We start from the raw sequence: 12317 nt of genomic DNA, 5'->3' as shown, positions 1-12317 counted from the left end.
CGGACACGAGACGGCAAACGTGAAAAATTCACGGTATCAACTTCCTAACCATTTCTTACATCTATCCAGATTGGATTTGGTTTTTTATCGTATGCACCTGTTTTCGGCTTTGTCGCAGTAATTGCGCGTGGCAGCACCTGGTTAATCAGACGCGCATGGATGGAAATTGCCATTTCGGGTCTTGTACGGCTATGGGCTGCGTACTTGGACACCCTACAAAACAGCCCAAGAAAAGTTCCCACTGGGAGTCGAGTCCATGAGCCAGGAAATCGTCATGCGTGCTGAAGAAACGCACAAAGCCATTACCCGCCATTACGCTGAAATGGGAGCCCGATATGCGGATCTCGACGTTTCCGCGCAGACCTGGACCACCAGCAGCGCGTCCGGCGCCTGTGCCTATGTCTTCATCTACCTGCAGGTGGACCTGAACCTGAACTTCCCGGACGGCCTGTCCCTCACGTTCAACGGCAAGGGGCTCGTGGCCGGCCTCGGCGCCACGGGAACTCTCGGCGGGCAAGCCTCCTTCAACGTGGACCCGCACACGCTCAAGAACGCCGAAGGCATCACTTTCCAGGCGGCCGGCATCGGTATCGGCGTCGGCGGTTTCCAGGTGACTTTCTTCAAGGACAATACCTATATCGGGCACGCCGAGTTTTACGGCGCTGGTGTCCAACTCGGCACGCCCGGCGGCGGCTGGGGCACTTTCTCCTAAGAAACTTATTGAAACGGCCTGGACATGGCCTTTGCCGTGCAACTCGGCGGAATGTGGAAAAGCAAAGCATCCCCGGGGGCGCAATTACTGCGGCCCTGACGGATCAGGCCACTCAGGTCTGCAAATTCCGCCGGGCACGCACTGCGCGCGCGCCATAACCCCGCTCGCGCCGCAGCGCGAAGGCCAGCGCGCTGGCCGTGGCGTAGCCCACCTGCAGCGCGGCGGCGTCCAGCGACAGGCCGGCGCGGATCAGCCGCTCGGCCGCGTCCAGCCGGCAGCGGCGCACCCAGGCCGCGGGCGTCAGGCCGCTGAGCTCGGTGAAGCGGGCATGGAAGCGCTGCGGGCTCAGGAAGCACAGGCCGGCCAGCCGCGGCGTGGACCAGTCCTGCGCCGGCGCCGCGGCCACCGCCGCCTCCAGCACCATGAGGTCGATGCGCCGGCGCTGCAGCAGCGTGGCGGTGCCGCCGACGGCCGCGATGGCGGCCTCGGCGTCCAGCACGTCGGGCGGCTGCGCCTTCCAGTGCGGCGGCGGCACGAAGCGGCGCACGCGCTGCAGCGCGCCCCCGGGCGGCGCGTCGATGACCAGCATGCGCGCCGGCGTGTCGGCCAGGAAGGCGTGCGACACGCCCGCCGGCACGATCAGCGCGCTGGCGGCATCGACGAAAGCCGCGTGTCCGTCCAGCTCCAGCTCCAGGCAGCCCTGCAGCCCCACCAGCACCTGCGCGTGCCCGTGCGCATGCGCCGGGTACTCGCCCGCGTAGCGGCGCAGCGAGGCCTGGGCATGTTCGAGGCGGCGATCCATGGCGCGATTGTCCGCGCCCCGCCGCGGCGCACCGCCGGGACGCCCTGCCGGACGTGCAGGCAATCCAGCCGTCGATTGGTCAGAAAGCCCGAATAACAGGGTCAATGAGTGGCCTCATTGTTCAGGCGATCTGGACAATGAAGCGGCTGGGGCCGCGCGGTCCCGGTTCCATGTCGGCTGGAGCCTGCTCCGCCACCGTGCCCGCCGCAGGGCCGGGCTGCCCTGACAACCGTGCGACGGACCCGCGGTGGCCCGCACGCGACAATCCCGGCTGTATGTCCGCACAGCCCGATGCCTCTCCGCTCTACACCGTCGCCGTGCGCGCGCTGTGCGAGTTCGGGCTGCGCCGCGGCGACCTGGACCAGCGCTTCAGCGGCGGGCCGACGGCGCAGGAAGGCATCGAGGGCCATGCGCTGGTGGCGTCGCGCCGGGGCGCGGGCTACCAGCGCGAGCTGGCACTGGAAGGCGTGGTGGGGGCGCTGCGCGTGCGCGGCCGCGCCGACGGCTACGACCCGGCGCTGCACCGGCTGGAGGAAGTGAAAACCCACCGCGGCCGGCTGGAGCGCCAGCCCGAGAGCGTGCGCACGCTGCACTGGGCGCAGCTCATGGTCTACGGCGCGCTGCTGTGCCGCCAGCAGGGCTGCGCCGACGTGGAGCTGGCCCTGGTCTACCTGGAGCTGGGCAGCGGGCAGGAGACGGTGCTCACCCGCCACTGCACGGCGGCCGAGCTGGAGGCGCAGCTGCTGTCGGCCTGCGCCGCCTTCGAGCAGTGGGCGCGGCTGGAGGCGGCGCACCGCGCGGCGCGCGACGCGGCGCTGCAGGCGCTGGCCTTTCCGCATGCCGCCTTCCGCCCCGGGCAGCGCACCCTGGCCGAGGCCGTGTACCGCGCGGCGCGCGGCGGCCGCCGCCTGCTGGCCCAGGCGCCCACGGGCATCGGCAAGACGGTGGGCACGCTGTTTCCGCTGCTCAAGGCGGTGCCGGGACAAGGCATCGACCGCATCGCCTTCCTCACCGCCAAGACCTCGGGCCGCGCGCTCGCGCTCGACGCCTTGGGCCTGCTGCGCGGGTCGCAGGGCCCATCGGCTGGCACGACGCGGGAGGCGCCCGCCGCCCCGCAGCAGGCCAAGGTGTTCCCGCTGCGCGTGCTGGAGCTGGTCGCGCGCGAGAAGAGCTGCGAGCACCCCGACAAGGCCTGCCACGGTGGCTCCTGCCCGTTGGCGGCGGGCTTTCATGACCGGCTGCCCGCGGCGCGGCTGGAGGCGGTGTCGCTGCCGGCCTGGGAGCGCGAGCCGCTGCGCGCGCTGGCGGCGCGGCATGGCTTGTGTCCGTACTACCTGGGCCAGGAGCTGGCGCCCTGGGCCGACGTGTTCGTCGGCGACTACAACCACTGGTTCGATCCCAACGCCCTGCTGCACGGCCTGAGCGGCGCGCAGGGCTGGAAGACCGCCCTCCTGGTGGACGAGGCGCACAACCTGGTGGACCGGGCCCGGCGCATGTACACGGCCGAGCTCGACCCGGCCACGTGGCGCGCCCTGCAGCGCCAGGCCACGGGCGAGCTCAAGCGCGCCCTGCAACGGCTGCAGCGCTGCTGGCGCGAGGTGGTGCGGCTGCCGGCGCAGGCGGAAGGTGCGGAAGCCGCCGAATCCGAGGTCCCGGACAGTACGCACGGCCAGGAGCTGCAGCCCTCGCTGCTGTCCGAGGACGGCACGGTGGCCGGGGTGGCGCGCCCCGCGAAGCCGCGTGCGCCCCAGCCTCCGTACCGGGTGCTGGACGGAATGCCCGTGAAGTTCGTGGAAGCGCTGCAGCTGGCGGCCTCGGCGGTGCTGGCACAGCTGGCGGACGAGCCCGGCCGGCCGGACCCGGCCCTGCTGGACTTCGCCTTCGACGCCCTGCACTTCGCGCGGCTGGCGGCGGCGTTCGGGCCGCACGCGCTGCTGGACCTGCACACCGACGGGCGCCACCAGCGCCTGTGCCTGCGCAACGTGGTGCCCGCGCCGCACCTGCAGCCGCGGCTGGCGGCGGCGCAGTCGGTGACGCTCTTTTCCGCCACGCTGCGGCCGCCGCACCACCACATCCGGCTGCTGGGGCTGCCCGAGGACACGCTGCAGCTGGAGGTGGAGGCGCCCTTCACGGCCGAGCAGCTGCGCGTGCGCGTGGCGCGGCGGCTGTCCACGCGCTGGCGGCACCGCGAGGCTTCACTGGCGCGCATCGTGGCGATCATGGGCGCGCAGTACGACGAGCGGCCCGGCAACTACCTGGCCTTCTTCAGCAGCTACGGCTACCTGCGGCAGGTGGCGGAGCGCTTCGCCGCGGAGCGGCCGGACATCCCGACGTGGACGCAGGCGCGCGGCATGAGCGAGGCGGAACAGGCCGCGTTCATCGAGTGCTTCACGGAGGGCGGCCGGGGCGTCGGCTTCGCGGTGCTGGGCGGCGCCTTCAGCGAGGGCATCGACCTGGCCGGCGAGCGGCTTATCGGTGCCTTCGTCGCCACGCTGGGGCTGCCGCAGGTGAACCCGGTCAACGAGCAGTTCCGCGAGCGGCTGCAGGCGCAGTTCGGCGCCGGCTTCGACCATGCCTACCTGTACCCGGGGCTGCAGAAGGTGGTGCAGGCCGCCGGCCGCGTGATCCGCGGCCCCGAGGACCGCGGCGTGCTGCACCTGCTGGACGAGCGCTTCGATTGGGCCGAGGTGCGGGCGCTGCTGCCGGGGTGGTGGCGGGTGGGGGAGTGAGGTCCCGCTCCCGTTGTTTCCGATATTCAAAGCCCGATTAGCGTCATCAATCCGGAAGTGCGAATACCGTCAATTGCCCGCCAAGCTGGGTATAGGCCGACAGCTCCTTGTCTTTCTCTGGCACTGCTGTGGTGCCAACCCCAGGCTCACCTCCAATCCCCGACAAGACCCCAATATATTGCTTGCCCCTGTACTCCCAGGTATTTACATTGCCAACAATTCCGGACGGCGTCTTGAAAGAAAACAGCTCCTTGCTCACATCGGCCGCGTCCACGCATTTCAGATACCCTTCCAACGTTCCATAGCATGCGATTCCGCCGGCCGTCACCAATGCGCCGCTACGCACCTCAAACGACTCTTGCCGTGCACCGACGAGTTTTCCCAGGCCGGCATCCCAGGCCAGGAATCCGCCGGCCTTGTTCCGGTTGCGGGGGGCGGGATACATTGAAAGCGTAGCACCGACATAAGGTTGTCCAGCCGTATATTCAACCACGAAAGGCTCATAATCCATGCAAACTGCACTGGTTGGCACATAGAACAACCCGTTTTCTGCATCGAATGCCGAGGGCTGTTGTCCCTTGGAGTCCGTCATGGCCGGACAAACGCCTATGGTGGGCACGTTCACGTCCTTCGGCACGGTAGCGTACTGTTTTTCGAGTTGCGGACGCCCTGATGTCAGGTCGATGCGAGTGGCCCAATTGGCTGAGGAATTGTACTTGTCCGCGACCAGCAGTTCACCCGTGACGCGATCGAGGGTGTAGGCAAATCCGTTGGTATCGAAGTGGACCAGAGCTTTTCGCTGGACCCCTTTGACCGGGATATCAGCCAGAAGCATCTCCGTTGCGGCGCTGAAACCCCAGTTGTTGTTCGGCGTCGTCTGATAGATCCACTTGACCCGTCCGGTATCGATGTCTCGGGCCCATATGGAGGCCGTCCACTTGTGGTCAATCGACCGCTGCGCCGGGTTCCAGTATGAGGGACTTCCGGAGCCATAATAAAGAAGATTAAGTTCCGGATCGAAGGAATAGGCACCGGGCGTAGTACCCCCTCCGAGCTTCCACTCCTCGCCGGCCCAGGATTTGAGCGATGAATCCGGGCCGACAGGTTCCATCCGGCCGTTTGCATAGGTCAATGTCTCAACCGGATCGATCAGCATTTCACTGTCCGGACCGGTGCTGTAGCCTTTCCAGACCAACGCACCGTCCTCGACACTATAGGCCGCGATGAAGCCGCGAATACCGAAATCATCACCTGCAATTCCGGTGATAACCTTGTCCTTGAATACATGGGGTGCATTGACGCTACTTTGCCCAAATTTGGGATCGCCGGTCCTCACCCACCAGATCACGGCCCCGGTGTCAGCATCCAGGGCCACCAGGGTCATGTCCGCCTGCTGCAAAAATATCTTTCCTTCGGCGTAGGCAACCCCTCCTGCGCCTGAATCGCAGCACGCAGGCACGCCAGCACCTGCAACCTGCTTTGCCTCATATTTCCACTTGATGCGTTGCGACTCCAGGTCGATGGCAAAAACTTTATTTGGGAACGGCGTGTGGACGTACAGGGTATTGCCGATGACAATCGGCCCTCCTTCATGGCCTCGCAGCACGCCGGTAGAAAACGTCCACGCCACTTTCATCGTGGTGACGGTACGCCGGTTGATTTGGTTCAGCGGGCTATATCGTCGGCCATACATGTCCCCGGCTTGCATGGCCCAGTTCTTCGGATTGCTGATCAACGCGGAGACCGGGGCATAACTCACCCGCAGCGTCACTTCCTTGTTACAATAATCTTTACGTTCCGCGCTTTGCCACACCCGATCAGCCGACCGTGCCATCAACCGGTTTGACTTGGCACACCGCTTCCTGGGCCTCGCCACTCCGTCTTTGTCCGTGAAAGAAAAATTCGACTCCTTGTTTTCCGGATCAATGAGCAATATCTCGCTCTCAATGCCCTGCAGCTTCGGATTGACAACCTTTATCACGTCGACCATGACATGCGGATCACCTTGTGCATGGCTCACGAACGGGAGCATTGAAGCCACCAGGCAGACGACCCCGACAATGCACCAGCGCAAGGTATGCACCCGCACCAAGAGTGCAATCACGACCACGACAGTCCACACCAGCAACGCACCAAAAACCACCAGTGCCTCATTGGCCAATAAGAATGTCTCAATGGAAGGAGGCGCAAGCCTGAGTGGATGCTCTCCCGGCTTTTCCAGTCTTCCCAGAGCAACGGGACGTTCATTCCCTCTGTAGTGCGCGACCAGATCAACTCGCCCATTAGGAGGCAGGGTTGAAATCGCGTAAACCACTGAATAGCCTCCACCGCTCGTGGATGCCTTTTTCTCCGAAGCCCAGGTCGGAGCATGGGCCACAGTATTGTTCAGCAACCCACGCCCTTCGAAGAACGCAACATTACTATCTTCATTGGCGCGCCGCAAGACAAACTCTATATTCTCAAACGAAACATTCCTGGAGAGATTTCTCAACTGCACCGTGAGACGATTAACTTTTTCACCATCGGCGGTCGGCACCAATTCGAACTTTTCTCTGTATTCGACAGTAGGCGTCGATTCCAGGCGGTCAACCGTATGCGTGACGGCCCAGGCTACGGCGGCGAGAAGCACGGTGATGATGTAAGGAACTCTTTCAGAGGGTTGGCTTAACGAATTCATCATCGCCACTCCTTACGTTCTGATCATCGTTACTGACCAACATCCCGAGAGCATCCATGCCATCCAGCCACTTCACGCATTCTGCACAGAAGCCGGAGGGGTTAAACCATTTCTACAACTTGATATGGAACGAAGCGCCGGTAGAAGCCACTGCGGAACAGGAATACCCGTTTCGGGCTTGGCGGGCGCCTTCGCATGCTGCGGCGCAGGCAGGGTTCGTGATCAGCCAGGCGAATCGACCAATTCACAGTGGCGGGCGCCACGGTGAAGGCAGTGCCGGCTGGACAGCAAGGCCGCCGGCCCTCAATCAATCGTCTGCCGATACCGCAGCAGCGCCACCGCTCCCGCCGCCAGCATGAAGGCGCCGATGGCGGCAGCTTCCGGCGCCAGCGCCTCCCAGCCGGCGCCCTTGAGCATCACGCCGCGCACCATGCGGTTGAAATGCGTCAGCGGCAGCAGCTCGCCGATCCACTGGGCCCAGCGCGGCATGCCGCGAAACGGGAACATGAAGCCCGACAGCAGGATGTTGGGCAGGAAATAGAACATCGTCAGCTGCATCGACTGCATCTGCGACCTGGCGAGCGTCGAGAAAGTGAAGCCCACCGCCAGCGTGGCCAGGATGAACATCAGCACCGCCGCCGACAGCAACACGAAGCTGCCGGCCATGGGCACCTCGAACAGCTGCCGCGCCGCCGCGAACACCAGCAGCACCTGCACGTAGCCCACCAGCACGTACGGCAGGATCTTGCCGACCATCATCTCCAGCGGCCGCACCGGCGTGGCCAGCAGGTTCTCCAGCGTGCCGCGCTCGCGCTCGCGCGTCATCGCCATGGCGGTCATCATGACCAGCGTCATGGTCAGGATCACGCCCATCAGCCCCGGCACCACGTTGTAGGCGCTCAAGCCTTCCGGGTTGTAGCGCCGGTGCACGCGCAACTCGAAGGGCTCGGCTCCCGGCCGCAGCGGCGCCAACGCGCCCGTCAGCTCCCGCCACAGCGCCTGCCGCGGCAGGGTGAGCAGGGCATTGAGCGCCGGCCCGGCCGCCGCCGGGTCGGAGGCGTCGGCGTACACCGCCAGCGCCGGGCGCTCGCCGCGCAGCAGCCGGTGCGTGAAGTCCGAAGGGAACACCAGCACGAACTGCACCTCGCCGCGCGCCAGCAGCGCCTCGGCCTCGCCCTCGGTGGGCACCTGCACTACCTGGAAGTAGCCGGTGTGCTCGGCCGCGCGCACGACGGCGCGCACCATCGGCGTGGCCTCGGCCGCCACCACCGCCGTGGGCAGGCGGCGCGGGTCGGCGTTGATGGCGTAACCAAAGAGCATCAGCTGCAGCAGCGGCACGCCGATGAGCATGGCGAAGGTCAGCCGGTCGCGGCGCAGCTGCAAAAACTCCTTGCGCAGCACCGCCAGCACGCGGCCCCAGCTGAAGCGCGGGTCGCCGGCGTCACGCGCCATGGCCGCGGCGCGTCAGCGCAATGAAGACGTCCTCCAGCCCCGGCGCGGCGGGCTCGACGGTCCAGGGCACGCCGGGCGCGCGCAGCCACGGCGGCAACGCGTCGCCATCGTCGCTGCTCAAGTGAAAGGTGCTGCCGAAGGGCACGGCCATCCAGCCCGGCGCCTCCTGCTGCAGCCGCTGCGCGGCCCGGGCGGCGTCCGGCCCGCGCAGCACCCAGGTGCGCAGCCGCGCCTGGGCAATGACTTCGTCCACCGTGCCCTCGGCCAGCAGCCGGCCCAAGGCGATGCAGGCCAGGCGGTGGCAGCGCTCGGCCTCGTCCATGTAATGGGTGCTCACCAGCACTGTCAGGCCCTGCGCCGAGAGCTCATGCAGCTGCTGCCAGAACTCGCGCCGCGCCTGCGGATCGACGCCGGCCGTGGGCTCGTCCAGCAGCAGCAGCTCGGGCTCGTGCAGCAGGCAGGCCGCCAGCGCCAGGCGCTGCTTCCAGCCGCCGGAGAGCGTGCCGGCGAGCTGGTCGCGCCGCTGCGCCAGCCCCAGGCGCTCCACGGCCGCGTCCACCGCACGGCGCCTCTGGCGCAGGCCCCAGGCGCGGGCGACGAAATCCAGGTTCTCGGCGATGGACAGGTCCTCGTACAGGCCGAAGCGCTGCGTCATGTAGCCCACGCGGCGGCGGATGGCGCGGGCGTCGCGGCGGATGTCCAGGCCCAGGCAGGTTCCGGACCCCTCGTCGGGCTCCAGCAGCCCGCACAGCATGCGCAGCGTGGTGGTCTTGCCGCTGCCGTTGGGGCCCAGGAAGCCGCAGATACGCCCGCGCGGCACGGCAATGTCCAGCCGGTCCACGACCGCGCGCCCGCCGAAGCGTTTCACGAGGCCGGTGACCTGGATGGCGGGCGCGTCAGCCCCGCTCTGCCCCGCCATCACTGGCTCCCCGAAGCGGCCGGCGCCGGGGTGGCCGCCAGGCGCACATCCAGCGGCTGCCCGGGCTTGAGGCCGGAGCCGGGCGCGGGGTCGGCCTCGGCCATGAACACGAGCTTGCTGCGGCTGGCGTTGCTGTAGATGACCGGCGGCGTGAACTCGGCCTGCGGCGAAACCCAGCGCACCCGCGCCCTCAGCCCGGCCGGGCAGCCGTCGCAGGCCAGCGCCACGCTGGCGCCGGGCGCCACGCGCGCCAGCAGCGGCTCCGGCACGAAGAAGCGCACCTTCAGGTTCCGCGGCGGCAGCAGCGCCACCACCGGCAGGCCGGCATTGACCCACTCGCCGGGGCGGTACAGCACGTCGAAGACCTGCGCGTCCACCGGCGCGGCGCGGGTGCGCTGGTCTTCGCGCCACTGCGCCAGCGCCAAGTCCGCTCCGGCCGCCCGCGCCTCGGCAGCGGCGGCGGCCACCTCGTCGCTGCGCGCGGCCTCGGTGGCCAGGCGCCGCTGCGCCTCCAGCTCGCGCACGCGCGCGGCATCGCGATCCCGCGCGGCCACCAGCGCCTCGCGCTGCAGCGGGGAGACAAAGCCCTGGGCGATGAGGCTTTCCTGGCGCTGCAGCGCCGAGGCGGAGGCCGACAGCGCCGCGCGCGCCTGCGCCAGCTGCGCGTCGATGGCGCGCAGCTCCTCGGGACGGCGGCCCTTGCGCAGGTTGCGCTCCTGCGCCTGCGCGCGCTCGCGGCGCGCCTGCGCGGCGTCGCGGCCCAGCGCGTCCGGCTCGGGCTCGACCGTGAACAGCGGGGCGCCCTGGCGCACGGCCTGGCCGCGCCGGACGTCCACCGTGCGCAGCGTGCCGGCCGCGGCGCTGGACACGTAGACCAGCTCCGCCTCGGCATAGCCGCTCATCACCGGCTCCCGGTCGCGCTCGCAGCCGCCCAGGGCGGCGGCCAGCAGCAGCGCCGCCAGGGCGCGGCCGGCACCCGTTGCGGCAACAACCGGGGGACGGCGACAGCCCGGGCCACCGTCGGAGGCGGGCGTGGGTGAGCGGGGACGGCGCCGGGACATGCAGCCAGTGTAGGCGCCGCCCCGGGCCTCGCACGGCGGCTGCCCGGTGCCACGGCCGCCGTCGCGGCGCCGGATTCGAGCGGCCTCGGACCGCGCGCCACGCGCTTGCAAAAAAACCTCTTGAAGCCGCGACAGGGCGCCCTATCTGAGGTTCCGAGCGGCCCGGGCAGCGAGTCGTCAACAGCGAAAACACCAGCTGCCATCGGGCCGATGACGTGGAGGACATGAACATGTTTGGATCGCTCTTGAACTTCCCTGGTGGCGTCTTCTCCGACTTCGACCGCCTGCGCCGCGAGCTCGACGACGTGTTCGGCCCGGTGGGCCAGCCGTCGAACATCCGCTCCATGGCGCCCGGCTCGTTCCCGGCCATCAACGTCGGCCGCACGCCGCAGAGCGTGGAGATCTATGCCTTCGCACCCGGCCTGGACCCGGCCAAGCTGGAGGTCAACCTCGACCGCGGCGTGCTGACCATCTCGGGCGAGCGTGCGTCCACGCTGCCCGAGGGCGAGGACAAGAAGCAGCGCGTCTACAGCCGCGAGCGCGTGAGTGGCCGCTTCATGCGCGCCATCAGCCTGCCCGACGACATCGACCCGTCCAAGGTGCAGGCCCGCTACCGCGACGGCGTGCTCAACGTCAGCGTGGGCCGGCGTGCCGAGGCGCAGCCGCAGCGCATCCAGGTCCAGTAAGCCGACACACCCGTCGCATCGCAGTGATCACGGAGACATTGCCATGACCGACAACCGCAATCTTCAAGCCCAGAACGAGAGCAGCAACGTGCAACAGCAACCGCAACAACAGGTGCAGCGCCGCGGCGCACAGCAGGACGACCGCGTGATGGTGCCGCGCGTGGACGTGTTCGAAGACGAGTCCGGCATCACGCTGCTGGCCGACCTGCCCGGCGTGCCCAGGGAGCAGCTGGAGCTCAAGGTCGAAGGCGACACGCTGCAGATCGAGGGCACCGTGGCCGCCTTCGCGCCCGAAGGCCTGGAAGCGCTGTACGCCGAGGTGCGCCTGCCGCGCTACCGCCGCGCCTTCACGCTCAGCCGCGAGCTCGACGCCGGCGCCATCCAGGCCCAGCTGCGCGACGGCGTGCTGAACCTGCGCATCCCGAAGCAGGCGCACGCCCAGCCGCGGCGCATCGAGGTGCAGGTCGGCTGAGATCGGCCCGCCAAAGCGCCGGCCCCGGGCCGGCACCGTCTGTCCAGGCCCGGGCGCCACAGCATCGCCCGGGCACTGCCCGCCGTCGCAATGAGTGCGCGACGGCGGGCTTTTTTCATGGCTTCATGGCGGCGCGCGGCCTCGATGCCGGTGCGCTTACAGCGAGCGCAGCGGCATCACGCCCGCCCGCTGCAGGGCCGCCATGGCGGCGCGGGCCCGCATCTCGTTCAGGGGATGGACCACGACCGCATGCCGGCCCCGGGCCAGCGCGGCGCGGACCCGGCGGATGACGATGGCGTGATCCGGGCGCAGCGTCAGCAGCCCGGCCACCATGCCGCCGAAGAAAGCGCCCATGAGGCCCAGGAACAACAGCGTGAAGTAGGGCGAGCCGGCAGCCGCGGGCCAGCCGGCGGCCACCAGCCACAGCGCCACCACCAGGCCCAGCAGCGCGCCTGCCGGCATGAGCAGGGCATGGCTGCGCAGCAGCGTGCGCCAGATGCCGCGCTGCTCGGGCTCCAGCTTGCGTGAGACCTGCTCGTCGCCGGGATGGATGACCGTGGTGTGAAGTCCAGGATCGTGGCGCAGCGATTCAGCCACCTGCTCGGCACGGTCGGGGTCATCGAAGACACCGGCCACCAGCGTCAGCGAATGTTCGCCAAAGGGAGTGAGAGGGGAGGAATTCATGTCGGCTCTCCAGTGCGTGGCTTCTGATGCCGGCATTGGGCATCGCTCGTGGGGCACAGGCCATCGCCCATCGCCGCAATTGCCCGTCGGAGTGCTCCTACAGCGGCCGGGCGCCCCGGGCCG

Annotated in this window: 10 protein-coding genes; 4 read left to right on the top strand and 6 right to left on the bottom strand. The window is 68.2% G+C overall.

Annotation, left to right across the window (positions count from 1 at the left end):
* Positions 1 to 256 precede the first annotated feature (256 nt).
* The gene (locus tag HHL10_RS21810) at positions 257 to 712 is read left to right on the top strand and encodes a hypothetical protein (RefSeq protein WP_169162512.1); all 456 of its coding nucleotides are present in this window, start codon (positions 257 to 259) and stop codon (positions 710 to 712) included.
* Between the two features lie 112 nt (positions 713 to 824).
* Here HHL10_RS21810 and HHL10_RS21805 read toward each other — a convergent pair whose 3' ends face one another.
* Entirely contained in the window at positions 825 to 1514 is a 690-nt protein-coding gene (locus HHL10_RS21805; protein ID WP_169162511.1) for a helix-turn-helix domain-containing protein, read from the bottom strand.
* A gap of 275 nt (positions 1515 to 1789) precedes the next feature.
* Between HHL10_RS21805 and HHL10_RS21800 the strand changes: the two genes are divergently transcribed.
* Positions 1790 to 4243: an ATP-dependent DNA helicase gene (locus tag HHL10_RS21800; protein ID WP_169162510.1), complete on the top strand. Its 2454-nt coding sequence runs from the start codon at positions 1790 to 1792 to the stop codon at positions 4241 to 4243.
* 46 nt (positions 4244 to 4289) lie between these two features.
* Here the strand turns inward: HHL10_RS21800 and HHL10_RS21795 are convergent, their stop codons facing one another.
* From HHL10_RS21795 to HHL10_RS21780, 4 genes are all read right to left on the bottom strand, one after another.
* Complete coding sequence (locus HHL10_RS21795) at positions 4290 to 6923, bottom strand: PQQ-dependent dehydrogenase, methanol/ethanol family (protein ID WP_235971711.1); 2634 nt, start codon at positions 6921 to 6923, stop codon at positions 4290 to 4292.
* A gap of 300 nt (positions 6924 to 7223) precedes the next feature.
* Positions 7224 to 8372: an ABC transporter permease gene (locus HHL10_RS21790; RefSeq protein WP_169162509.1), complete on the bottom strand. Its 1149-nt coding sequence runs from the start codon at positions 8370 to 8372 to the stop codon at positions 7224 to 7226.
* Positions 8362 to 9291, bottom strand: coding sequence for an ABC transporter ATP-binding protein (locus HHL10_RS21785; RefSeq protein ID WP_169162508.1), 930 nt, complete (start codon positions 9289 to 9291; stop codon positions 8362 to 8364). Before HHL10_RS21785 ends, HHL10_RS21790 begins: the two co-directional genes overlap by 11 nt.
* Entirely contained in the window at positions 9291 to 10352 is a 1062-nt protein-coding gene (locus tag HHL10_RS21780) for an HlyD family secretion protein (protein ID WP_169162507.1), read from the bottom strand. The genes HHL10_RS21785 and HHL10_RS21780 overlap by 1 nt, the downstream gene beginning before the upstream one ends.
* A 230-nt stretch (positions 10353 to 10582) precedes the next feature.
* Between HHL10_RS21780 and HHL10_RS21775 the strand changes: the two genes are divergently transcribed.
* On the top strand, positions 10583 to 11038 hold the full coding sequence (locus HHL10_RS21775) for an Hsp20/alpha crystallin family protein (protein WP_169162506.1): 456 nt from the start codon (positions 10583 to 10585) through the stop codon (positions 11036 to 11038).
* Between the two features lie 43 nt (positions 11039 to 11081).
* Positions 11082 to 11510 (top strand): Hsp20/alpha crystallin family protein, encoded by a 429-nt coding sequence (locus HHL10_RS21770; RefSeq protein WP_375138971.1) that lies wholly within the window; start codon positions 11082 to 11084, stop codon positions 11508 to 11510.
* Positions 11511 to 11666: 156 nt separating this feature from the next.
* Here the strand turns inward: HHL10_RS21770 and HHL10_RS21765 are convergent, their stop codons facing one another.
* Positions 11667 to 12194, bottom strand: a complete 528-nt coding sequence (locus HHL10_RS21765; RefSeq protein WP_169162505.1) for a hypothetical protein — start codon at positions 12192 to 12194, stop codon at positions 11667 to 11669.
* Positions 12195 to 12317 lie beyond the last annotated feature (123 nt).

Origin of the sequence: Azohydromonas caseinilytica (assembly GCF_012927045.1) — a bacterium.
Classification (GTDB): Bacteria; Pseudomonadota; Gammaproteobacteria; order Burkholderiales; family Burkholderiaceae_C; genus Azohydromonas; species Azohydromonas caseinilytica.
This window is presented reverse-complemented; position numbering and strand designations above follow the sequence as displayed.